This window comes from Hymenobacter daeguensis (assembly GCF_054780555.1).
Window position 1 is genome coordinate 1 of record NZ_BAAGWC010000015.1, and the last position, 24,537, is coordinate 24,537.

Sequence of the window (24,537 nt, forward strand, 5' to 3'; positions counted from 1 at the left end):
CGCCCCGGCGCCGCCGGCCCCCGCGCCCGGCCCGCTCACCACCTACGGCTTCGTGGATGCCTACTACGGCTACGATTTCAACCACGCCAACGGCAACGACCGGCAGCCCTTCCTCTACTCGCACGGCCGCCAGAACGAGTTCACCATCAACCAGGCCCTCATCGGCCTGCGCTATGATGACGGCAAAGTGCGCGGCGCCCTTGGCCTGCACGCCGGCACCTACGTGAGCGCCAACTACGCGGCCGAGGACCCCGTGCTCAAGCACGTGTACGAAGCCTACGCGGGCTTCCGGCCCTTCGCCAAGGCCTGGCTCGACGTGGGCATCTTCGGCTCGCACATCGGGTTCGAGTCGGCTATTTCGAAGGATAACTGGACGCTGACCCGCTCCATTATGGCCGAAAACTCGCCCTACTACGAGTCGGGCGCGCGCTTCACCTACGAAGTCGGCCCCAAGCTGACTTTGACCGGGCTGGTGCTGAACGGCTGGCAGAACATCCGCGAAACCAACCAGGCCAAGGCCCTCGGCACCCAGATTCAGTGGAAGCCGTCGGATAAAATCCTCATCAACAGCAGCACCTTCTACGGCAACGAGCAGCCGCAGGACTCGCTGGTGCGCCGCCGCTTTTTCCACGATTTCTATATCACCTACGCCGCCTCCGAGCATACCAACCTGGCCGTGGTGTTCGACGTGGGCAAGCAGCGCGGCGTGGGCAGCGAAAAATATGATACCTGGCACACCGGAGCCGTTTTCATCAAGCACAAGCTGGCCGACAAGCTCTCGGCCACGCTGCGCGGCGAGTACTACTACGCCGAGCGCGGCGTCATCATCCGCAGCATCATGCCCCGGGCGCTAGACCAGAATTTCCGCGTCGCCGGCGGCTCGCTCAACCTCGACTACCTGCCCACCAGCAACGTGGCCTTTCGGGTGGAAGGCCGCTACCTGAACGGCATGAAGGGCGTGTTTGCGCGGAGCGACAACGCCGACAACCGCAGCTACGGCAACGTGACGACGAGCATCGCGCTGTCGTTCTAAAAGCGACCAAAGGCTAAAGCACGTCCTGCTGAGCGCAGCGCAGTCGAAGCCGGACGTGCTTTCAGCCATTGTCAATTACCTGTTTAAACCCCATGAGCACCACCGCCCCCCTCGTTCCGCAAGCCCCGCTGCCCACCGCCCACAGCCGGGCCACGGCGGCGGGCCTGCTGGTGGCGCTGGGCATCGTGTACGGCGACATCGGCACCTCGCCGCTCTACACGGTGCGGGGCGTGTTTGTGACGCAGCCCGTGACCGAGGCGGTGGTGCTGGGCACGATTTCCTGCATCATCTGGACGCTCACGCTGCTCACCACGGTGAAGTACGTGGTGCTGGCGCTCCGGGCCGACAACCACGGCGAGGGCGGCATTCTGGCGCTGTACGCGCGGCTGCGGCGGCTGCCGGTGCGGCGGCTGTACCTGCCGGCCGTCGTCGGGGCGGCGGCTTTGCTGGCCGATGGCATCATCACGCCGCCCATCTCGGTGGCGTCGGCCATCGAAGGGCTGCGGATTCTGAAGCCCGACCTCCAAACGGTGCCCATTGTGGTGGCCATTATCGTGGGGCTGTTTGCGTTTCAGCAGTTTGGCACGCAGGTAATTGGCAAGCTGTTCGGGCCGGTGATGACGGTGTTTTTCTCGATGCTGGCCGTGCTTGGGGTGGTGCAGCTGGTGCAGGAGCCCGGCATTCTGCGGGCGCTGAGCCCCCACTACGCCCTGGCGATGGTGACGCAGGTGCCGGGCGCGTTCTGGCTGCTGGGCAGCATTTTCCTGTGCAGCACCGGGGCCGAAGCCCTGTACGCCGACATGGGCCACGTGGGGCGGCACAACATCTACGGCTCCTGGACGTTCGTGAAAACCTGCCTGGTGCTCAACTACCTGGGCCAGGGCGCGTGGCTGCTGCGCCACCTGGGCGGGCCGCTGGGCGAGCAGAATCTGTTTTTTCTGATGATGCCGAAGTGGGCGCTGCTGCCGGGCATTGCCCTGTGCACGCTGGCCACCATCATTGCCTCGCAGGCCCTCATTTCGGGCTCGTTCACGCTGGTGGTGGAGGCGCTGCGGCTGCGCTTCTGGCCCAAAGTGCGGGTGAACTACCCCACCGAGCTGCGCGGCCAGGCCTACGTGCCCAGCCTGAACTGGCTGCTGTGCGCCGGCTGCGTGGGCGTGGTGCTCTACTTCCGCGAGAGCGGCCGCATGGAGGCCGCCTTCGGGCTGGCCGTCACCATCACCATGCTCATGACCACCGTGCTGCTGGGCTACTACCTGCGCCTGCGCCGCACGCACTGGGCCGGCATTGCGCTGCTCCTGGGCCTCTACGGCAGCATCGAAGGCTCGTTTCTGGTGGCCAACCTGGCCAAGTTCAGCCACGGGGGCTGGCTGTCGGTGCTGCTGGCGGGCCTGCTGCTGCTGGTGATGCTGAGCTGGATTGCCGGCCAGCGCATCCGCAACGAGCTCACCGAGTTTGTGCCGCTGGCCGACTGGCTGCCGCTGCTCCAGCGCCTGAGCAACGACGAAACCGTGCCCAAATACGCCACCCACCTCGTGTACCTCACCAAGGCCGAAGACGGGCGGCAGGTGGAAAACGCCATCGTCCACAGCATTTTCAAGAAGCGCCCCAAGCGGGCCGACGTGTACTACCTGGTGCACGTGACCACCACCGACGAGCCCTACACCCGCCACTACCACGTCACGCACATGCTGCCCAACGAGCTGGTGCGCATCGACTTCTACCTCGGCTTCCGCGTCGACCAGGCCCTGAACTACATGTACCGCCAGGTGGTGGCCGACCTCGTGAAAAACCACGAAGTCGACATCACCTCGCGCTACGAGTCGCTGCGCGGGCAGGAAGTGACCGGCGATTTCCAGTTCGTGATTCTCAACAAAACCCTGCCCTACCAGTACCTGCTGCGCGGCTGGCAGCGCACCGCCCTGCGCCTGCACGGCTGGCTGAAGTGGCTGGGCGCGTCCGAAACCGAAAGCTTCGGGCTGGACAACAGCACCTTCACCGTCGAAAACGTGCCCCTGCACATGCCCCCGCGGCCGGAGCTGAAGCTCACGCGCAATTGAATGGCGCATAGGCCTGACTAGGAGCTCATAAATCAGAGCAGTCCTGCTGAGCGGAGCGGAAGCATGACTGCTCTATTTTTCCTGACCATCAACTTCTCCCATGAACCCCACCGCCGACCTTCGCGACCAATCTGCCGAGCGGTTTCTGCGCCTGGTGCAGGCCCGGCGGCGCGGCACGCTCAAGGTGTACCTGGGGCTGGCGGCCGGCGTGGGCAAGACCTTTCGCCTGCTGCAGGAAGCCCACGACCTGCACCAGCACGGCGTGGATGTGCTGCTGGGCTACGTGGAAACCCACGGCCGCGCCGGCACCGTGGCCGAGCTGAAAAACGTGCCCCTGCTGCCGCGCAAGCGCATTTTCTACAAAGGCCGGGAGCTGGAGGAAATGGACCTGGAGGGCATCGTTCAGCGCCGGCCGCAGGTGGTGGTGGTGGACGAGCTGGCGCACTCCAACGTGCCTGGCTCGCGCCACGAAAAGCGCTGGCAGGACGTGGAGTTTCTCGTTAATCAGGGCATTTCGGTGATTACGGCCGTGAACGTGCAGCACCTCGAAAGCCTGCACGACCAGGTGCTGCGCATCACGGGCACCGACGTGACCGAGCGCATCCCCGACCAGCTGCTGAAGCAGGCCGACGAGGTGGTGAACGTGGACCTGACCGTGGGCGAGCTGCGCACCCGCCTCGAGGAAGGCAAAATCTACGACCCGGCCAAGGTGCCCACCGCGCTGGCCAATTTCTTCCAGGCCGAAAACCTGCTGCAGCTGCGGCGGCTGGCCGTGCGCGAAGTGGCCCAACTGCTGGGCCGGCAGGTGGAGTCCGACGCCGGCGGCGCGCCCGCCGTGGCCCCGCAGCGCCGCAACGACGACCGCCTGCTGGCCTGCATCAACTCCAACAGCGCGGCGGCCAGGGAAATCATCCGCAAGACCTCGCGGCTGGCCGACCGATTTTCGGCCGCCGCCTGGTACGTGCTCTACGTGCAGACCGGCCGCGAAACCGCCGACCGCATCGGCCTGGCCACGCAGCGGCACCTGCTCAACAACCTGCAGCTGGCCACCGAGCTGGGCGCCCAGATTCTGCGGGTGAAGGACGACGACATTGTGGGGGCCATCCGGCGGGTGGCCGCCGAGAAAAGCGCGACCCTGCTGATTTGCGGCATCACCCGCGAAAAGGGCTTGTGGGAGCAGCTTTCGCGGCGCGGCGTGACGGCCGACCTACTGCGCGCCGTGGCCGACGATGGGCGCGACGTGGATGTGTATTTGGTGACGTATTGACTGTGAAGTATTACCAAAGAAGCCCGTCATGCTGAGCGCAGCCGAAGCATCTCTACTGCGCAGGTAATCAATCCGATTTAACGAAGCGGTAGAGATGCTTCGACAGGCTCAGCATGACGGTCAACTGGCCGCTGAAAACCAATCAAAATCATGAACCTCAAAACCAAAATCACCACCGGCTTTTTGGCCATGCTGCTGCTGGTGCTCAGCATCGGCGGCTACGCGTACTATTCGCTGCGGCAGCTCGACCGCAGCTCGCGCGATGTGCTCAAGGCCAACCTGTATTCAGTGAACCTGGGCCTGCAAATGCTCCGAAGCCTCGACCAGCTGAGCCGGCAGCCCCTGGCCGATACGGCGGGCACGGCGGCCTTCGCCGCGGCCCTGCGCGAAGAGGCCCGCAACGTGACCGAGCCCGGCGAGCAGCAGGTCGTCGATGACCTCCAGCGCCTTACCCGGCAGTTGCGGCAGCACCAGCAGCAGGCGCTGCGCGTTGCCACTGCCGGGCCGGCCGGCCCGCTGGGCATCAGCGCCGAGCCCTACCGGCTGGGCGGCCTCACCTACCAGATGATGGCGCTGAACACCGACGCCCTGAACCGCAAAACCGAAGCCGCCAACCAGCGCGCCGACCAGGCCAACCGCAACCTGCTCATTTTCGTGACGCTGGCGGTGCTGCTGGCCCTGGCCCTGGTGGGCAGCGTGCCCGAAGCGGCCGTGCAGCCCCTGCGCAAGCTCACCGCCGCCCTGGACCACGCCACCGAGCGCAACTTCGCGGCCAGCATTCCGCAGGAAAGCCACGACGAGTTCGGCCAGGTGGCCCGCGCCTTCAACCGCATGCTGAGCCAGCTGCGCGAGTACCGCACCTCCACCGCCGCCGAGCTCATCACCGAGCGCAACCGCGCCGCCAGCATCGTGAACACCCTGGACGAGGGCCTGCTGCTGCTCGATGAAAACCGTCACATTCTGCTGGCCAACCCCGTGCTGTGCGAGCTGCTGGGCATGCCTGCCGAAAAGCTGGTGGGCCGCCCCGCCGCCACCGTGCGCCTCGAAAACGACCTGTTTCAGGCCATGCTCCGGCCCCTCGATGCGCCCAACCGCGAGGCGGCCGTGGCCGAAGCGCCGCTGCTGCACATCAGCCAGCGCGGCGAGGAGGCCTTCTACCGCCTGGCGGTGCAGGATTTGGTTTCCTTCAACGAAGCCACCGAGAAGACGGAGTTTGTGGGCCAGATTCTGACCCTGCGCAACGTGTCCGACTTCAAGAAGCTCGACCAGGTGAAGTCGAACTTCCTGGCCACGGTGTCGCACGAGCTGAAAACGCCGCTGTCCAGCATCAACCTCAACACCAAGCTGCTGCAGGACGAGCGCCTGCCCGCCGACGAGCGCCAGCGCGTGACCGGCTACATCCGCCAGGAAACCCAGCGCCTCCAGCGCATGGTGGCCGAGCTGCTCGACGTGTCGCGCCTCGACGCCGGGGCCGGCATCCAGCTCGACGTGCGCCCCACCGACATTGCCGACGTGGTGCGCTTTGCCACCGCCACCGTGCAGCCCCAGCTCACCGACAAGCAGCTGCGCCTGGATTTGCAGCTGCCCGCCAACCTGCCCGAAGCCCGCGCCGACGTGGAAAAAGCCACCTGGGTGCTCATCAACCTGCTGGCCAACGCCATCCGCTACTCGCCGGTGGGCGAAGTGCTGACGGTGCGCGCGGCCGTGGCCGGCGCCTTCGTGCAGGTGAGCGTGCAGGACCACGGCCCCGGCATCGCGGCCGAGCACCACGAAAAAATCTTCCAGCGCTTCGCCCAGCTGCCCGACAAAACCGGCTACCGGGGCGGCTCCGGCCTGGGCCTGAGCATTGCCCGCGAGTTCATCACCACGCAGGGCGGCCGGCTGTGGGTGGAAAGCGAGCTGGGCAGCGGCAGCACGTTCCGCTTCACGCTGCCGGTGGCCGTTTGATGGGGTGGAGGCGGAGCGAATTGCCTGAAATGAGCGTTATTCGGGGCGGCTAACTCTTCTTCGGCGACTGCCTCCGGAACCTGGCCCGACCTCAACGCTCATGACCGTTTCTTCCTCCCTTTTGCGGCGCTGGTGGCTGGCGGCCTGCTTGCTTTCGGGGCTGGTGCTATCCGCCGGAGCCCAGCAGCTCCCCGTGCCCCCCGATACTTCGTTCAGCACGCACAGCGCGTTTCTCAAAGCCCGCAAGAAGGACCCCGGCATCAGCATTGCCGCGCCGGCGGTGCCGCGCACCATTCGCGAGGCCCGGGACGTGACGTATTGCGCCATCGGCAGCCGGCAGCTGAAGCTCGACGTGTTTGGGCCGGTGGCGAAACGGCGGCCGGGCTACCCGGCCGTGCTGCTGGTGCACGGCGGCGGCTGGCGCTCGGGCAGCCGGGCGCAGCACGTGCCCATGGCCCAGCAGCTGGCGGCGCGGGGCTACGTGACCGTCACGGCCGAGTACCGGCTCTCGACCGAAGCCCTGTACCCGGCTGCGGTGTTCGATTTGAAGGCGGCCATTCGCTGGCTGCGCGCCAACGCCGGGGCGTACCAGATTGACACCATGCGCATGGCCATCTGGGGCTTCTCGGCGGGCGGGCAGCTGGCGGCGCTGGTGGGCACCACCAACGGCGACCCGCAGTTTGAGGGCACTGGCTGCCAGCCGGGCCATTCCAGCCGCGTGCAGGCCATTGTGGACGTGGACGGCACGCTGGCCTTCATCCATCCCGAGTCGGGCGAGGGCGACGACAGCAAAGGCAAGTCGGCCGCCACGTACTGGCTCGGCGCTTCTAAAACCGAGAAGCCGGAACTGTGGCAGCAGGCCGGCGCACTAAGCCACGTCACGGCCCAAACGCCGCCCATCCTGTTCATCAACAGCTCGGTGGACCGCATGCACGCCGGCCGCGACGACATGGCCCGGCAGCTTGAGGGCTTTCACATCTACCACGAAACGCATTCGTTTCCGGCCGCGCCGCACCCGTTTCCGCTGTTCAATCCCTGGTTCGAGCCGACCCTGAACTACACGGCGGATTTTCTGGACAGGGTGTTTAAGCAGAAGCGCTAGGCCGGGCCGGAGCCGGCTGCTACATGGGCGGCGGCCGGCGTGGGCGGCACCTGGGCCGGGCCGGCCAGCTGCACCCGCAGCGTGTGCCGGGTGCCCGCCTGGCTCACCGTGTATTCTACCCCGAAACCGTAGTAGGCGCAGATTTGCTGCACAATGCTCAGGCCCAGGCCCGGCGAGTCGGATGCGGCGTTGTGCTTGCGGAAACGCTCAAAAAACCGGGCCGGGTCGCCCTGCACGGCCGGGCCGGTGTTGCTGATTTTGAGGTGCTGCGGCGTGAGCCTGATGGCCAGCTCGCCGCCGGGCACGTTGTGCTTCACGGCGTTCTGCAACAGGTTGTGCACCAGCGAATCGGCCAGGCCGGGGTGCATGGTCACGATGACGGGCTCGGTGCTGATGTTGAGGCCGTAGCGCAGCTCGCGGGCCGTGAGCAGGGGCTCAAACCTGGCCACTTTTTCGGCCACCAGCTGGTCGAGGCGCACGGCCACGGCCTGGCCAAACTGCCGGTTCTCAATCTTGCTGAGCAGGCCCAGGGCCTGGTGCAGGCGCGAGAGGCGCAGCGTGGCCCCGTAGAGGTCGGCCACGAGGGGCGCGGCGGCCGGGTCCTGGGCCAGCGAGGGCAGCTGGAGCAGCTGCTCCAGCTGGGCCTGCATGATGGCCAGCGGCGTCTGGGTTTCGTGGGCCGCGTTGGCCGTGAACTCGCGCAGGCTGTCGTAGTCGGCGGCCAGGCGCTGGCTGAGCGTGGTGAGGGCCTGGTTCAGCTCGGCAAACTCGGCAATGGCGGGCGTGCCCAGCTTCAGGGGCTGGTGCTGCTGCAAATCGTAGCCGCGCAGGGCCGCCAGCGTGTGCCGGAACGGGGCCCACAGGCGGCCCGTGAGCCAGCGGTTCAGCACCACCAGGCCCGCCACCAGCAGGGCCAGCGCGCCCAGCATCACGGCCAGCACCACGCCCAGCAGCTCCTCGGTTTCGACCAGCGACTTGTGCAGCGTCACCCACACCCGGCCCTCGCTGCGCAGCGCGAGCGGAAACGTGAGCAGCCGGTGTGGCACCATCTCGTGCTCAATGTTGTCGGGCAGAATCGTGTCGCGGAAGCCCTCCGGCCGGGGCTGGCGGCTCACGAAAAGCAGCTTTTCGAGGGCCGCCACCGGGGGCAGCTGGTTGGCGCGGGCCTTTTGCTGAAGCTCCTGCCGCCGAATGGACAGCTGCTCGCTGACTTCGGTGCGCAGCGCCCAGTTGATGCCCTGATAAAGCGCAAAGCTTCCCAGGCTGAACAGCAGCACATTCAGAACCAGGTAGTAGCGTGTGGTAGCAGCAAGCAGCTTCATGCAGAAAACGAACGGGAAAGAGCGTACGCCAGCACCTATACGCCGCGTCGCGCCCGCCCGTTATTGTCAGTGGGCATTATTGCGGGCTCAGCTTGTAGCCCACGCCATACATGGTCCGGATGTAGTTGTCGGCCCCTTTTTCCTGCAGCTTGCGGCGCAGGTTCTTGAGGTGGGTGTAAATGAAGTCGAACGAGTCGGCCGTGTCCACCTGGTCGCCGCAGAGGTGCTCGGCAATGGCCTCTTTGGTGAGCACGCGGTCGGGGTTGGCCAGCAGGTAGAGCAGCAGGTCGTACTCCTTGCGGGTGAGGGCGAGGGCCTCGCCGTGCACCTGCACCTCGGCCAGGTGGGGCAGCACGGTCAGGTCGCGAAACACCAGCTGCGGCTGCCCCTGAAACTGCCGCCGCCGAATGATGGCTCGCAGCCGGGCGTTGAGCTCCGAGAGGTGAAAAGGCTTGATGAGGTAGTCGTCGGCCCCGAGGTCGAGGCCCGCAATCTTGTCATCCAGCGCGTCGCGGGCCGTGATGATGAGCACCCCGGCCGCCGAATTGCCGGCCTTCAGGGCGCGCAGCAGGTCCAGGCCCGAGCCGTCGGGCAGCGTCAGGTCGAGCAGCACGCAGTCGTACTGGTAGAGCATTATCTTCTCCTGGGCCTGAGCAAAGTCGGCGGCGGTTTCCACCAGGTAGCCGGCCTGCTTCAGCGAGCCCAGCAGGGCCGTGCGCAGGGCCACTTCGTCTTCAACAAGTAAAACTTTCATCACTCGGCAGGTTGCGTGGGCCGAAACTTACGCACAACCCGCCGTAGAAGCGGCAAGTGCCGGGCGCCGGTTTGCCGCCCGGCACTTGCGCCCGGCCGCTAGCCCACCTGGAAGGTGCGCATACTGAGGCCGCCATACGTCACGTCTTCGTGCGTGTGCGTGATGGCCTCGGCGGGCCGGGCCAGGCCCACGCTGTAGAGCAGGGGCAGGTAATGCTCGAGCGAGGGCACCGCCAGCGCCCCGGCCCGGCCCGCCTGCTGGTAGTGCACCAGGCCGGCCAGGTCGCCCTGGTCGAGCTTGTGCTTCACCCACAGGTCAAACTCCGTGGCCCAGTCGTAGGCCGAGGCATCGCCGGCCATGAGCTTGGGCATGCTCAGCTGCAGGTTGTGCACCACGTTGCCGCTGCCAATGATGAGCACGCCCCGCTCCCGCAAAAACTGCAGCTGCCGGGCAAACGCAAAGTGCCAGGCCAGCGGCTTGGTGTAGTCGAGGCTGAGCTGCACCACCGGAATGTTGGCCTGCGGGTAGAGGTGGTGCAGAATGGTCCAGGTGCCGTGGTCGAGGCCCCAGTCGGCCGAGCCGTGCACCTCGTGCACGTGCTCCACAAGGGCCTGGGCCAGGTCGGGCGCGCCCGGCGCGGGGTACTGCATGTCGAACAGCGCCTGCGGAAAGCCGCCGAAGTCGTGAATGGTTTTCGGGCGCTGGTTATTGGTCACAAACGTGCCCCGCGTTTGCCAGTGGGCCGAAACCACCACAATGGCCTTCGGGGGCGTGAGGCGGGCCCGCAGCTGGTGCAGGCTGCGGGTAAAGGCGTTGTCTTCCAGGCCGTTCATGGGCGAGCCGTGGCCCACAAACAGCACCGGCATAAGGGGCGTCGGGGGGTAGCTGGCGGCGGCGGCAAACAAGGATTTCAGGTTCATGGCAAGAGGGAGTAAAGGCATCAGCGCCAGGTTTTTGAACAAAGAGCGGCGGTGCATGGCAAGCGCGGGAAACAGGTTCCGGGGAATGCCGCAAAGGTCGGGGCCGCGCCCGGCCCCGGCATTGACCCAGGATAAGAAAGGCGGCCGGGCCGCCATCCATGCCCGAGGGCGCGCCAAAGCGCTGCATTACCACAAGGGGCGCTGGCGCTGCGCCGGGGCATCCCGCTTTTCCGCTGACGGCCCGCTAGTTTTGCTCCCGTCGTGGGGCCGCATCGCCGGTTCGGCCCGTCCTTCGGCACTCATCCTCCATCCAATCTTCGCAATGAAAGTTATTTCCCCGGCTGCCTTTCGCGCAGTCCTCCTGCTTGGCATCGCCTGGTGCTCGGCTTTTCTGGTGGCCGTGCCCGCCACTGCCCAAACGTTTGCCAAGGGAGCCGACGTGGGCTGGCTCCAGCAGATGGAAGCCACCGGCTACACGTTCTACAACGAGCAGGGCGTGGCCCAGGACTGCTTTCAGATTCTCAAAAGCAAGGGCATCAATTCCATCCGGCTGCGGGTGTTCGTCAACCCTTCCGCCGACAAAGCCAGCGGCCATTGCAGTCCTGCCGAGGTGACGGCCATGGCCAAGCGCGCCCAGGCCCTGGGCTTTCGCCTCATGATTGACTTTCACTACAGCGACAGCTGGGCCGACCCCGCCAAGCAGAACAAGCCCGCCGCCTGGGCCAGCCACCCCTTCCCGCAGCTGCTCACCGATGTGTACGACCACACCTTCAGCACCATGACCATGCTGAAAGCGGCCGGCATCACGCCCGAGTGGGTGCAGGTGGGCAACGAGATTCCCGGCGGCATGCTCTGGCCCGAAGGCAGCACCAAGAATTTTCCCCAGCTCACCCAGCTCATCAACAAGGGCTACGAAGCGGTGAAGGCGGTGAGCCCTTCCTCCAAAGTCATCGTGCACCTGGACCGGGGCAACAACGGTGAGCTCTACCGCTGGTTCTTCGATGAGCTCACCAAAAACGGTGGCAAATACGACGTGATTGGCATGTCGTACTACCCGTTCTGGCTGAAGCAGCACTACAAAGAGTCCATCGGCAACCTGCAGGCCAACCTCGCCGACATGGCCAGTCGCTACCGCAAAGAAGTGGTGGTGGCCGAAGTAGGTGGCGTGGACACCGAAGTGCAGGACACCTACGACCTGCTGGTGGCCGTGCAGCAGGCCGTGCGCGCTGTGCCCGGTGGCAAGGGCCTGGGCGTGTTCTACTGGGAGCCCGAAGGCGCCCGCAGCTGGAGCCACTACGAGCTCAGCGCCTGGGGTGCCGACGGCAAGCCCACCGCCGCCCTCAACGCCTTCCTGGCCCCCGCCGCCGAGCGGGCGCCGGCCGCCAAACCGGCTGCCAGGCCCGCCGCCAAGCCAAAGCGGCCGGCCAGGTAGGCAATGCGCCAGCCTGATGATGGGCCTTGGATTTCGTTCGGGGCCGGGGAAGCTCTGAGCAAGCGGAAGCGTCTTTCATTCGCAGGGCCGTCTGTGTGAAAAGGACGGCCCTGCTGAGCAACTTCCCGCCGCCGCACATGCAGGCCGTGTCAACAAACAAGGCCCTCACGCTTCCGTGGGGGCCTTGTTTGCGGCCGCGTAAGGCCCGGAAATGACTTGTTGGCTTGGATAAGAACAGCTAAAAACCAGCTTCTCGGGTTTCCCTGGCCAGCTGTTGTGTAGGCCACTATCTGGTTTTACGTCGCTCGCTAATAGCCAAGAATGGCCACAGGCCCCCTTGGCGGGGCCCCGACTTTGGGCTATCTAGCGAGTGGCCGTAGATGCCCGCGCCACCAGCTCCGATTTCAGCACCATGCTGTGGGCGGGTAGCACGGGCTTGTGCTTGAGAATAGATTGGAACAGAATGCGCGCCGCCTCTTTGCCGATGGCGTAGGCCGGCTGGGTGATGGTGGTGAGGCTGGGCGCCAGCAGGGAAGCGGTTTCCATGTTGGAAAACCCCACGATTTTAATGTCCTGCGGAATGGCGCGGCCCAGTTGCTGGCAGGCCTGGTAGCTGCTCAGCGCCAGGCGCTCGACGGAGGCAAAGATGCCGTCGATACCGGGCCGCTGCTGGAGCAGGTTCTTGATTTTGCGCAGGCTGTCGGCGTTCGAGCCGCTGCCGTTGAGCACCAGGCCCGCGTCGTACGCAATGCGGTGGTCGTGCAGGGCGGCCATGTAGCCGTGCAGGCGCTTGTTGCCGATGGACAGCGTGCCCGACACCTGTAAATGCGCGATGGTGCGGCAGCCGGCCCGCAACAGGTGCTCGGTGGCCTGGTAGCTGCTGGTGTAGTCGTCGGTGGTGACGGTGGCCGTGCTCAGGCTGTCGCTCACCCGGTCGAAGAGCACCAGGGGCAGGCCCCGCTGCCGCAGCTTTTCGAGGTGGGCCACGCTGCGGGTGCCGCTGGCCAGGGCCATGAGCACCCCATCGACGCGGCCGCCGGTGAGGTACCGGGCCACGGCTTTTTCCTGCTCGCCGCTGTCGTGGGTGAGGTAGATGAGCACGTGGTAGCCGTTTTGCTGGGCCACTTCCTCGATGCCGTTGATGGCCAGCGAAAAGAAATGGTTATCGACCTGGGGCAGCACCACGCCAATGGTTTTGGTGACGTTGTTGCGCAGACTGCCGGCAAACGGGTTGGGCTGGTAGTTGAGCTGGCGGGCCACGGTCTGCACCCGCTCGCGGGTGGCGGTGCTGATTTCGTAGCTGTCGCGCATGGCCCGCGACACCGTGGACGACGACAGGCCCAGCTCGCCGGCCAGCTGTTTTAGATTGACAAAGCTCATGGGACGGGTGGGATTTTGCATCAGAAGTAGAGGGAGAAGCTGGCGGACCCGTCGCTTTTCCCCCGCCGGCATCAATAGCCAACTCCTGCAAAATTCCACGCGCCACGGGCCACTATCCTGCTCATTTATTACACAGGCTGTTCATAAGGCAATTTTTATTTAATCAATTAATTTTTAATTTGTTATAAATAAAAAAAACCGGGCTGCATCACAGCTCGGTTTCGTTTTTATAACAGGGCTTTCGAGTTTGTTTCAGGATAGGGCCGATACGTGCAGCGCCCGGAATTCGGACGGCGACAATTGGTAGCGCGCCCGGAAGCTGGTGGAGAAATAAGAAGGGGAGGAGAAGCCCAGCTCATAGGCCACATCCGACACGGTGCGCTGCTCATCGAGCAGCAGCTCGCGGGCTTTGGTCAGGCGCAGACTCTGAATGAAATCGGTGACGCCGGTGCCCAGCACGGCCTTCACCTTGCGGTAGAGCTGCATGCGCGAGATGCCCAGGGCGCGGGCCACGTCCTCCACGCTCAGGTCGGTTTTGGTGAGGTGGGCCTCCACCACGGCCGTGAGGTCGAGGAGGAATTTCTGGTCGGGGCTGGCGGGCGCTACCGTGGCGGTGTCCAGGCTCAGCTCGCGGCGGAAGTGGGCGCGCTGGCGGGCGCGGTTGGCCAGCAGCGTGCGTACGCTCTCCAGCAGAAAGGCGGGGTTGAAGGGCTTGGTCAGGTAGAGGTCGGCGCCGGCCTGCACGCCTTCCAGCTGCTGCTCGGCCGCCGAGCGGGCCGTGAGCAGCACCACCGGGATGTGCGAGGTGCGCCAGTCGGCCCGCAGCTGCGTCACCACCTCCAGCCCGCCCAGGCCGGGCATCATCACGTCGCACACTATCAGGTCCGGAATCAGCTCCGTGGCCAGCCGGAAGCCGCTGTGGCCGTCGGTAGCCGTTTGCACCCGGAAGTCGCCGCGCAGCTTGCGGGCCAGGAAGTCGTTTACCTCGGCGTTGTCCTCAATCACCAGCACCAGCGTGTCGCTGGTTGTTTCGGGCAGGGCCAATGACCCGCCGGGGCCGAACTCATCGGGCAGCAGCTCCGGCTCGTCCAGGGCCAGCGCCGGCCGGCCGGCCGCATTGCTCATGCGCAGCTCTGCCGGCAGCTCGCAGGGCACCGCCACCGTGAACGTGCTGCCCTGGCCCGGCAGGCTGCTGAGCGTGAGCTGCCCGTGGTGCAGGCGCACCAGCCCGTGGGCCAGCGCCAGGCCCATGCCCGAGCCCTTGGCCACGGCGCCCTGCTCGCCCTGGTAAAACCACTCGAACACGTGCGCCCGGTCCTGCGCGCTGATGCCGGGGCCGGTGTCGGCCACGCTCACGCGCCAGGCGCGGCCATCTTCGGTAGCCTGCAGGCTCACGGTAATCTGGCCCTGCTCGGGGGTGAATTTCAGGGCGTTGGACAGCAGGTTGAGAAAAACCTTGTCCAGCAGGTTGGCGTCGAACCAGGCGTAGAGCGCCGGCTCGGCGGCCACGAAGCGCAGCTGCACGCCGCGCCGCCGGGCCGGCTTCTCGAAGGCCTCCACAATTTCGCGCACGAAGGCCACCAGGTCGCTTTCGGTGGCGCGCACGGCCATCTTGCCTACTTCAATCCTGCGGAAGTCCAGCAGCTGGTTCACCAGCTGCAGCAGCCGCTGGGTGTTGCGCTGCACCAGCGCCAGGTCTTGCCGCTGCGCCCCGCTCAGCTCCGGGCTGCTGCCCAGCAATTCCTCCACCGGCCCCATGATGAGGGTGAGCGGGGTGCGCAGTTCGTGCGAGAAGTTGGTGAAGAAGCGCAGCTTGGCCTCGGTGTCGGCGCGGGCCTGCTCGGCCAGGGCCTGAATCTGGTTGCGCTGCTGGCTGATTTCCTCGTTCTGGGCCAGCAGCTGGCGGTTGATTTTGTCGTTCTCAGCGTTTTGCAGCACCAGCTGGTGGTTGATGAGGCGGTTTTTGCGGGCCGAGCGCCAGGCCACCGCGCCCAGCGCCAGGGCCCCGAGCAGGGTGGCCAGCAGGCCGTAGAGCACGGTGCGCTGGCTGGCGTAGGTGGCGCGCAGGCCCTGCAGCAAGCCGTGCTGCTGTTCGATGTCCTTTTGCTGGGTGAGGATTTTCTCCCGCTGCTGCATCATCATCTGCACATTGGTTGAGTCGATGACGACCGTGCTCAGCTTGTTCTCGCGCTTGAAGGGCTGGTGGTTCAGGATGTGCAGGGCCGTGCGAATGGCGTCCTCGCCGGCCGGCGAATACAGCAGCGAAGCCCTGAATACGCCTTTATCGACCAAATCCAGCGCCAGCCCATCGACGCCAATGATGCCCACCTTCTGGCTGAGGCCCAGCTGCTGCAGCACCTCGGCGGCGCTGCGGCCCATGTTGTCGTTGTGGGCGAAGATGAGCGTGGCCTCCGGATGCGCGAGCAGCGCGGCTTTCAGCGGCGCTTTCAAGGTCGTGATGTTCCAGTTGCCGGTCACCTCGGCCGCCACGTGCATGGTGGGGTAGGCCGCCATGCCCCGGGCAAAGCCCTGGTGCCGCCCCGCGGTGGCCGACGACTTCCGCGCCCCGGTCAGCTCAATCACGCTGCCGTGCTCGTGCAGCAGGCTGGCGGCGTAGCGCGCCGCCGTCTGGCCCACTTCCACGTTGTCGCCCCCCACATAAGCCGTAAACTCCTGCGAGGTAATGCGGCGGTCGAGCAACAGCACCGGAATGCCCGTTTCGTAGGCCGCTTCCACGGCGGGCGTCACGGGGCCGGGCTCGTAGGGCGACACAATCAGCAGGTCGATGCCATCGCGCAGCAACTCCCTGATTTGCCGGGCCTGACGCTGGCTGTTGTCCCTGGCATCCAGCATGCGCAGCTGCACTTCGGGGTGAAAGCTCAGCTCGCGCTTCATGCCATCCAGCACCGCCTGCCGCCAGATGCCCTGCGTGCTGCACTGCGAAAAACCAATGCGGTAGGCACGCGGCCGGGCTGGCTCGGCGCAGCTGCTGAGCAGCGCCACCAGCGGCCACAGCCACGCCCATACTCGAAAGCCAATCCTACTAGTCACGGGGTAATTCTGGAAATGCCGGGGTGAAACGGAGCACCCGGCCTACCCAAATATACGGCGTGCCGCGGGCGTGCCGGTCCGTGCTGCATCAGGGCGGCTTCGGCTGGCCCGCGCCAGGCTTTTGCGCCCATAGCCAAGGAGCCGCGGTGCTGACTATGGTTTGCCCGAAGATTGGAAGCAATAAATTGATTAACAGTGTTTTGGATGTTTGTTTTACGTAAACGATTCCGTAAAAAAACGTTTTTTTGGAGCCATGTGGGGGAATCAGACCTCTTTATTTACTGAATAAATGAGCCCTCACTCACCCAACTAATCCCACCAATTATGCAAAAACTTCGACTCCTTATTGGGCTGCTGGCGTTCCTGGGAACGTTTGCAGCCCAAGCCCAGACCCGGCAAGTGTCCGGGCGGGTTCTCAATTCGACGGATAAAACGCCCCTGCCCGGCGTGTCGGTACTGCTGAAAGGCACGACCACGGGCAGCAGCACCAACGCCGCCGGCGAATTCGAGCTGAGCGTGCCGGCCAATGGTGGTACGCTGGTGTTCTCGTTCGTGGGCTTCGAATCCTTCGAGCAGTCCATCGGCACCTCCACTTCCATCAATGTGCAGCTGAAAGAGCAGGCCCAGGACCTCAACGAAATTGTGGTGGTGGGCTACGGCACCCAGCGCAAGCGCGACATTACCGGCTCGGTGGTGTCGATTTCGGCCGAGCAGGTGGCCGAAACGCCCATTGCGCGGGCCGACCAGATTTTGCAGGGCCGCGCCGCCGGCGTGCAGGTGACGCAAACCAACTCGGAGCCGGGCGGCAACGTGTCCATCCGCATTCGCGGCACCAACTCCATCAATACCGGCAACGAGCCGCTGTTTGTGGTGGACGGCTTCCCCGGCGCGGGCGACCTGAACTCCATCAACCCCAGCGACATCGAAAGCATTGAGGTGCTGAAAGACGCCTCGGCCACGGCCATCTACGGCTCGCGGGGCGCGAATGGCGTTATCCTCATCACCACCAAGAAGGGCAAGGTGGGCAAGGGCACCATCAGCGCAGAAGGCTACACGGGCATTCAGCTGGTGCGCCACAAGTTCGATTTGATGAACGCCAGGCAGTTTGCCCAGTATTTGAACGACGTGAACGCCGGCTCGACCACCCTGCCGCCGCCCTACCGCCAGAGCCAGATTGACTCGCTGGGCGAGGGCACCGACTGGCAGGACGAGCTGTTTCGGCCCGCCCCGATGAGCAACTACCAGCTGGGCTTCAACGGCGGTACCGAGGAAACCCGCTACAACCTCAGCTTCAACTATTTCGACCAGCAGGGCATTGTGCTGAACTCGGGCTTCAAGCGGGCCACGGTGCGCCTGAACCTCGACAAGAAAATCAGCCCCAAGCTGAGCTTCAACTTTTCGAGCCAGGTGGCCGGCACCTTCGAGAACCGGGCGTTTGTGAACTCCTCGGGCGGCAGCAACGGCGGCGTACTGCTTGATGCGCTGCGCATTAGCCCGGTGGTGCCGGTGCGCGATGCCTTCGGCAACTACACCTACTCCAACGGCCCGCTGCCCTACGTGGAAGACGTGGGCAACCCCATTGCCTACGCCGAGGAGGTGAAGGACCAGCGCACGGTGGCCCGCGGCCTGTTCAACGTGGCGGCCAACTACGAAATCATTCCCGGCCTGACGGCCCGCGTGACCGGCGGCTTCGACTACAACAACAACCAGGTGAACCAGTACCGGCCGTCCGACATCTTCCAGGGCCGCCTCACCAACGGCTCGGCCACGCGCAGCACCACCTACCGCTACAGCTGGCTGAACGAGAACACGCTGACCTACGACAAGAAGCTGAACGAGAACAACTTCCTGAACGTGGTGGTGGGCGTGACCGAGCAGCAGTTCTTCGGCGACAACTTCGGCACCTCGGCCACCAACTTCTTCACCAACACCCTGGGCTCCGACAACCTGGCGCTGGCCGCCGTGGTGCTCACCCCCAACTCGGGCCGGCCCTCGAACACGCTGGCCTCGTTTTTCGGGCGGGTGAACTACCGGCTTTTCGAGCGGTTCCTGTTCACGGCCACGCTGCGGGCCGACGGCTCGTCGCGCTTCGGGGCCAATAATAAGTGGGGCTACTTCCCCTCGGCGGCCTTTGCCTACCGGCTGATTGACGAGAAATTCATGTCGGGCTTCACGGCGCTGAGCGACCTGAAAATCCGCCTGGGCTACGGCGTGACCGGCAACCAGGAAATCCCGAACTACCAGTCGCTGGCCCGCTACGACGCCGGCTCCTACGCCTCGGGCAGCACCCGCCTGGTGGGCCTGGTGCCGCTGAACATCCCGAACCCCAACCTGAAATGGGAATCGACGGCGGCGGCCAACGCGGGCGTGGACGTGGCGTTTCTGCAAAACCGCATCGTCATCACGGCCGATGCCTACTACAAGAAAACCACCGACCTGCTCCTGCAGGTATCGACGCCCCGCACCAGCGGCTACAACAGCATTCTGCTGAACGCGGGCAGCGTGGAAAACAAGGGCGTGGAACTGGCGCTGAACACGACGAACATCGACACGAAGAAGTTTTCGTGGAACACCAACCTCAACCTCTCGCTGAACCGCAACAAGGTGCTCGACCTCAACGGCGAGTACGAGCGCTACGTGGGCAGCTCCAGCTCCAGCCTGTTTGTGGGCTCGGGGCTGGGCAACACCAGCCTGCTGCGCGTGGGCGAGCCCATCGGCACGTTCTTCGGCTACCAGTTTGATGGGCTGTGGCAGAGCCAGGACGAGATTACGGCCAGCGGCACCAAAACCGTGGTGCGCCCCGGCGACCCCCGCTACGTGGACCAGAACGGCGACGGCGTCATCACGGCGGCCGACCGCGTCATCATCGGCCGGGCCCAGCCCAAGTTCATCTACGGCGTCACGAACGGCTTCAAGTACGGCGGCTTCAACCTGAGCATTTTCCTGCAGGGCGTGCAGGGTTCTAATGTGCTCAACCTGAACCGCTACGAGCTGGAGTCGGGCATTACGACCACCAACAAGCTCGAAACCGTGACCAACCGCTGGACGCCCACCAACACCAACACCACCATTCCGCGGGCCGGCAGCACGCTGCGCCGCAGCACCGGCATCGTGAGCGACGTGGTGGAGGACGGCTCCTTCCTGCGCGTGAAAACCGTGACGCTGGGCTACACGCTGCCCAAGTTCAGCAAGGTCATCAAGTCGGCCAGCGTGTACGTGACGGCCCAGAACGTGCTGACCTTCACGAAGTACACCGGCTACGACCCCGAGGTAAACTCCTTCGGCAGCGACAACCTGAGCCTGAACACCGACTACAACGCCTACCCCAGCACCCGCACGTTCATTGCCGGGGTGCGGCTGGGGTTCTAACGCCGGGACCTCACCCCCGGCCCCTCTCCTGTGGAGAGGGGAGCCACGGCGGCGCAGACGTAGGCAGTCGCCTTCAATCGTCAGGCTCCCCTCTCCGCGGGCTTCGCGCATCAAGCGAACCGGGGCCGGGGGTGAGGTCCCCCGCCCGCGCTCATTCCCATTCCGACTTTCCCATCCATTCCCGATGAAAAAAAATATCCTCCTGCTCGGCATCCTGGCCCTGGGCCTGAGCTCCTGCGAGAAATTCCTCCAGGAAGAGCCGGCCGACTTTCTGGCGGCCGAAAACTTTTACCAGAACGAGAGCGACGCCGTTGCCGGGCTCAACGGCGTGTTCAATGCGCTGCTGCCCCAGACGTACTACGGCCGCACGGGCTGGCAAATCACGGAGCTGCCCGGCGAGCTGATTCGGGTGGGCTCCAGCACCGACGAGCGGGCCCAGCTCTCGCGCTTCACCTACACGCCCACCAACACCGAAATCAACAGCTGGTGGACCAACTCGTACCGGATGATAAACCGGGCCAACGACGTGATTGAGAAGGTGCCGGCCATCAACATGGACGCCGGGCGCAAGGCCAACATCGTCGGCAATGCCCGCTTTCTGCGCGCCCAGGGCTATTTCGATTTGGTGCGCTGCTTCGGCGACGTGCCGCTCATCACCGCCACGGTGAAGGGCCCGGCCGACGACCTGCGCCCGCCGCGCACGCCCCTGGCCCAGGTGTACCAGCAGATTATTGAGGACCTGCAATACGCCGAGGCCAACTGCTATTCGGAAAACCAGATTCCGGCCGGCGAGAAAGGGCGGGTGTCGAAGGGCGCCGCCGCCGCCGTGCTGGCCAAGGTGTACCTGACCCGCGCCGTTTCCAGCGCCGCCCAGCCCACCGACAACCAGAGCGGCCTCGATGCCTGCAACCGCGTCATCGGCTCGAACCAGTACAGCCTGCTGCCGGTGTACGGCGACGTGTTCAACCCCGACAAGGAGAACGGGGCGGAGCACATCTTCAGCATCCAGTTCGACCTGCCGCCGAACACGGGCAGCATCATCGTGCGGCAGTTCCTGCCCTCGCAGCTGCAGGGGCTGGGCACCTTCACGGTGGAAGACAGCCTCGTGCGCTCTTACCGCACCACCGACGTGCGCCGGGCCTGGAACATCAGCAACCAGGCCGGCACCACCACGCTGGCCCGCTACTTCTTCAACAAGTTCCGCGACGACAAGCGCATCATCAACGACTCGCGCGCCAACTACCTCATCACCCGCTACGCCGACGTGCTGCTGCTGCAGTCGGAAGCCCGCAACAACCTCAACCCCAACGACCCGCTGAAATACGACGGCTACAACCGCGTGCGCGCCCGCGCCGGCCTGCCGCAGTGGGCCAGCACCCGCACCACCACCAAAGACGCCTTCGTGGACATGCTGGTGCGCGAGCGCGGCTGGGAGCTGGTGCAGGAAGGCCACCGCTGGTTCGACCTGGTGCGCCTGGGCCGGCTGTTCGAGCGCGAGCGCGCCATCTTCAACCGCACCGTGGACCCCAGGTACCTGCTGTTCCCCATTCCGCAGCCCGAGCTGCAGCTCAACCCCAATCTGACGCAGAACCCGGGGTATAACTAACGGGGAAACCGTGAGGTTGCGCCGGTCCAGCTACTTTAAATAATCAACTCAGTAATGCGCCTAGTCCTTCTTTTTCTGGTGTGGTGGGCAATGAGCGCGCCGGCGCTGGCGGCTGCAACCGCCGCGCCGGCCGCGTTCATTCTGCTCGACCCTGCCGCCCTGGCCGCCTATAAAACGGCCTACCAGGCCGGCCACCAGCCCGAGGCCGCCCGCGTGCAGGAGCTGCTGCGCGAGGCCAGCGCCGCCCTCAGGCGCGGGCCCTACACCATCACCACCAAGCCCCAGACGCCCCCCAGCGGCGACAAGCACGACTACATCTCGCAGGCGCCGTACTGGTGGCCCGACCCCGCCAGGCCCGACGGCAAGCCCTACATCCAGAAGGACGGCCTGCGCAACCCGGAGTCGGAGGCCATGAAGGACAGCGAGACGCTGGGCAAGCTGTGCGCCGACGTGCAGAAGCTGGGCCTGGCCTACTACTTCGCGGGCAACGAGGACTACGCCCGCCGGGCCACGCGCCTGCTGCAGGTGTTTTTCCTGGACCCCGCCACCCGCATGAACCCCAACCTGAACTTCGGGCAGGGCATTCCGGGCATCAACAACGGGCGGAATTTCGGCATCATCGAAACGCGCCATTTGGTGAATATTCCGGAGGCGCTGGCCTTGCTGAGCGGCAGCCCGAGCGTGGACGCGGCCGTGGTAGGAGGGGTAAAAGCGTGGTTTAGGGACTTCACCACCTGGCTCACCACCAGCCCGGTGGCCCTGCCCGAAGGCGCGGCGAAGAACAACCACGGCACCTTCTACGACACGCAGGTGGTGGATTTTGCCCTCTTCACCGGCAACCCGGCCCTGGCCAAGACCACCCTGCAACAGCAAACCTGGCCCCGCGTGGCCGTGCAGTTCGAGCCCGACGGCGCGCAGCCGCTGGAACTGGCCCGCACCCGCCCCTGGAACTACACCGGCATGAACATGCAGGGCTGGGTGCGCCTGGCCCTCATGGCCCCGCACGTCGGCCTCGACCTCTGGCACTACGCCACGCCCGACGGCCGCGGCCTGCGCACCGGCGTGGAGTGGTTCCGGCCCTACCTGCTGGGCCGTAAAAAGATGGAAAAAGCCGATGCCGCCGGCACCTCCGACAACCTCGCCCTGGACGTGTACGCGCAGGCCAGCCGCGCCTACCCCGACCTAAAAGCCGCCGAAGTATTCGCCAAACACCCCGATTTCAAGCCCGTGCCGTGGGCCTACTGATGATGAAGAAAATTCTCCCCGTCATGGCCGCGCTGCTCGGGCTGGCGTTGGGGCCGCTGCAGGCCCAAAAAAGGCTGCCTGCCAAACGGCCCGCCGCCCGGCCGCTGGCCGTGCCCGTGGCCGCCGTGGTGGCCCGCGCCGAAGCCCAGTACACGGCCTACCTGCGCCGCTACCCCGACAGCACCCAGCACCCGCGCAGCACCGAGAATGACGGCCGCCTCGTGCGTACCACCTCGCGCAACTGGACCAGCGGCTTCTTCGCCGGCAACCTCTGGTACCTGGCGCGCCTGAGCGGGCAGCCGCAGTGGCCGCGCCGCGCGGCGGCCTTCACCGAAACCCTGGACGCGGAGAAGAACGTGACGACCACCCACGACCTGGGCTTCATCCTCAACAACAGCTACGGCCAGGGCTACGCCCTGACCAAAAACCCGCAGTACCGGGCCGTGCTGCTGCAGGCCGCCGCCACGCTGGCCCGGCGCTTCAACCCCAGAGTGGGCGCCATCCGCTCCTGGGACCACCACGCCGAGGTGTGGAGCTACCCCGTCATCGTGGACAACCTGCTGAACCTGGAGCTGCTTTTTGCCGCCTCCCGCCTCAGCGGCGACACCACCTACGCGCACATCGCCAAAACCCACGCCGCCACCGATTTGAAGTACCGCTTCCGGCCCGACTTCAGCACCTACCACGTCCTGAATTTCGACCCCGCCACCGGCAAGCTGCTCACCGCCGTCACACACCAGGGCTTTGCCGATAACTCCTGCTGGGCGCGCGGGCAGGCCTGGGCCATCTACGGCTACACCATGGTTTATCGGGAAACCAAAGACCCGAAATTCCTGGCCGCCGCCATGCACGCGGCCGACTACTTCCTGACCCAGACGGCCAGAATCCCCGACCGCATTCCCTACTGGGACTTCAACGCGCCCGACATCCCCCGGGCCCCGCGCGATGCCTCGGCCGCCGCCGCCGCCGCCGCCGGCCTGCTGGAACTGAGCAAGTACGCTCCCCCGAAAAACACCTATTACGCCGCCGCCACGGCCATGCTGGCCAGCCTGAGTTCGCCCCAATACCTGGCGGCGGCCGGCACCAACAACTACTTTCTGCTGAAGCACAGCACCGGCAACAAGCCGGCCAACTCCGAAATCGACGTGCCGCTGGTGTACGCCGACTACTACTTCCTCGAAGCCCTATGGCGCTATCAGAACTACACCCAGCTGACGCTCAACTAGCGTCCGCCACCAATCCTTTTTCGCTCAAAGACAAGGTGATTGTCGTGACAGGCGGCACCGGCATCCTCGGCGAGGCCTTCCTGGCCGGCATCGTGGAAGCGGGCGGCACCGTGGGCATCCTGGGCCGCAACGCCGCCGTGGCCGAGGCCCGCGCCGCCGCCATCAACGCGCAGGGCGGCCGGGCCCTGGCGCTGGTGGCCGACGTGCTGAGCGAAGACGAGCTGCGCCTGGCCTGCGACCTGATGCTAAGCACCTTCGGCCGCATCGACGGGCTGGTGAACGCGGCCGGCGGCAACGCCCCCGATGGGGTTCTTTCTCCTGATACGGATGTTTTCAAGATGGACCTGGCCGGCATGCGCCGCGTGATGGACCTCAACGTGTGGGGCACGCTGCTGCCCACGCAGGTGTTCGGGCCGGCCCTGGCCGAAGCGGGCGCGGGCAGCATCGTCAACATCTCCTCCATGAACTCGAAGCGGGCCATTACCAAAGTGCTGGGCTACAACATGGGCAAGGCCGCCGTGGACTGCTACAACCAGTGGTTTGCGGTGGAAATGGCCAACCGCTACGGCGACCGCCTGCGCATGAACGCGCTGGCCCCCGGCTTCTTCCTCACCGAGCAAAACCGCAGCCTGCTCACCAATCCCGACGGCGGCTTCACGCCGCGCGGCGAGCTGGTGATTCGCCAAACCCCGTTCAAGCGCTTCGGCCGGCCCGACGAGCTGAAAGGCGCCCTCGTCTGGCTGCTGAGCGACGCCTCCCGCTTCGTCACCGGCTCCATGATTTGCGTGGATGGGGGCTTTTCCATCTTCGGCGGCGTTTGATT

General features: G+C 65.4%; 16 protein-coding genes. 11 read left to right on the plus strand and 5 right to left on the minus strand.

Annotated features, from left to right (window positions below; genetic code table 11):
* From ACYVHT_RS15885 to ACYVHT_RS15905, 5 genes are all read left to right on the plus strand, one after another.
* The coding region (locus ACYVHT_RS15885; RefSeq protein WP_460553874.1) for a porin at positions 1 to 1,033 on the plus strand (1,033 nt) is incomplete at its 5' end.
* Positions 1,034 to 1,125: 92 nt separating this feature from the next.
* Positions 1,126 to 3,093, plus strand: coding sequence for a KUP/HAK/KT family potassium transporter (locus ACYVHT_RS15890; protein WP_460553878.1), 1,968 nt, complete (start codon positions 1,126 to 1,128; stop codon positions 3,091 to 3,093).
* 100 nt (positions 3,094 to 3,193) lie between these two features.
* Entirely contained in the window at positions 3,194 to 4,360 is a 1,167-nt protein-coding gene (locus ACYVHT_RS15895) for a sensor protein KdpD (protein ID WP_460553880.1), read from the plus strand.
* Positions 4,361 to 4,510: 150 nt separating this feature from the next.
* Positions 4,511 to 6,307 (plus strand): HAMP domain-containing sensor histidine kinase, encoded by a 1,797-nt coding sequence (locus tag ACYVHT_RS15900; protein WP_460553883.1) that lies wholly within the window; start codon positions 4,511 to 4,513, stop codon positions 6,305 to 6,307.
* Between the two features lie 100 nt (positions 6,308 to 6,407).
* Entirely contained in the window at positions 6,408 to 7,409 is a 1,002-nt protein-coding gene (locus ACYVHT_RS15905) for an alpha/beta hydrolase fold domain-containing protein (protein WP_460553886.1), read from the plus strand.
* On the opposite strand, the gene ACYVHT_RS15910 is transcribed toward ACYVHT_RS15905, so the two are convergent.
* From ACYVHT_RS15910 to ygiD, 3 genes are all read right to left on the minus strand, one after another.
* Positions 7,406 to 8,731 carry a sensor histidine kinase gene (locus ACYVHT_RS15910; RefSeq protein WP_460553889.1) on the minus strand — a complete coding sequence of 442 codons (1,326 nt, stop codon included), beginning with the start codon at positions 8,729 to 8,731 and terminating at the stop codon, positions 7,406 to 7,408. The two genes, ACYVHT_RS15905 and ACYVHT_RS15910, sit on opposite strands and share 4 nt — an antisense overlap.
* 76 nt (positions 8,732 to 8,807) lie before the next feature.
* Positions 8,808 to 9,485: a response regulator transcription factor gene (locus ACYVHT_RS15915; RefSeq protein WP_460553892.1), complete on the minus strand. Its 678-nt coding sequence runs from the start codon at positions 9,483 to 9,485 to the stop codon at positions 8,808 to 8,810.
* Between the two features lie 98 nt (positions 9,486 to 9,583).
* Positions 9,584 to 10,405, minus strand: coding sequence for a 4,5-DOPA-extradiol-dioxygenase (gene ygiD, locus ACYVHT_RS15920; RefSeq protein ID WP_460553895.1), 822 nt, complete (start codon positions 10,403 to 10,405; stop codon positions 9,584 to 9,586).
* 322 nt (positions 10,406 to 10,727) lie between these two features.
* Here ygiD and ACYVHT_RS15925 point away from each other — a divergent pair, with 322 nt between their 5' ends.
* The gene (locus ACYVHT_RS15925) at positions 10,728 to 11,837 is read left to right on the plus strand and encodes a glycoside hydrolase family 53 protein (protein WP_460553898.1); all 1,110 of its coding nucleotides are present in this window, start codon (positions 10,728 to 10,730) and stop codon (positions 11,835 to 11,837) included.
* A 363-nt stretch (positions 11,838 to 12,200) separates the two neighbouring features.
* On the opposite strand, the gene ACYVHT_RS15930 is transcribed toward ACYVHT_RS15925, so the two are convergent.
* Together ACYVHT_RS15930 and ACYVHT_RS15935 are read right to left on the minus strand one after the other, a co-directional pair.
* Positions 12,201 to 13,238, minus strand: coding sequence for a LacI family DNA-binding transcriptional regulator (locus ACYVHT_RS15930; RefSeq protein ID WP_460553901.1), 1,038 nt, complete (start codon positions 13,236 to 13,238; stop codon positions 12,201 to 12,203).
* Positions 13,239 to 13,469: 231 nt separating this feature from the next.
* Complete coding sequence (locus ACYVHT_RS15935; RefSeq protein WP_460553903.1) at positions 13,470 to 16,268, minus strand: substrate-binding domain-containing protein; 2,799 nt, start codon at positions 16,266 to 16,268, stop codon at positions 13,470 to 13,472.
* A gap of 324 nt (positions 16,269 to 16,592) precedes the next feature.
* Between ACYVHT_RS15935 and ACYVHT_RS15940 the strand changes: the two genes are divergently transcribed.
* The 5 genes from ACYVHT_RS15940 to ACYVHT_RS15960 all read left to right on the plus strand — a co-directional run bounded on the left by ACYVHT_RS15940 (position 16,593) and on the right by ACYVHT_RS15960 (position 24,535).
* Positions 16,593 to 19,637, plus strand: coding sequence for a SusC/RagA family TonB-linked outer membrane protein (locus ACYVHT_RS15940; protein WP_460553906.1), 3,045 nt, complete (start codon positions 16,593 to 16,595; stop codon positions 19,635 to 19,637).
* A gap of 184 nt (positions 19,638 to 19,821) precedes the next feature.
* Positions 19,822 to 21,243, plus strand: a complete 1,422-nt coding sequence (locus tag ACYVHT_RS15945) for a RagB/SusD family nutrient uptake outer membrane protein (protein ID WP_460553908.1) — start codon at positions 19,822 to 19,824, stop codon at positions 21,241 to 21,243.
* Positions 21,244 to 21,297: 54 nt separating this feature from the next.
* Positions 21,298 to 22,488 (plus strand): alginate lyase family protein, encoded by a 1,191-nt coding sequence (locus ACYVHT_RS15950; RefSeq protein ID WP_460553911.1) that lies wholly within the window; start codon positions 21,298 to 21,300, stop codon positions 22,486 to 22,488.
* Between the two features lie 2 nt (positions 22,489 to 22,490).
* Positions 22,491 to 23,714, plus strand: a complete 1,224-nt coding sequence (locus ACYVHT_RS15955) for a hypothetical protein (RefSeq protein ID WP_460553914.1) — start codon at positions 22,491 to 22,493, stop codon at positions 23,712 to 23,714.
* Positions 23,675 to 24,535, plus strand: a complete 861-nt coding sequence (locus ACYVHT_RS15960; RefSeq protein ID WP_460553917.1) for an SDR family oxidoreductase — start codon at positions 23,675 to 23,677, stop codon at positions 24,533 to 24,535. Before ACYVHT_RS15955 ends, ACYVHT_RS15960 begins: the two co-directional genes overlap by 40 nt.
* The last annotated feature ends 2 nt before the right edge of the window (positions 24,536 to 24,537 follow it).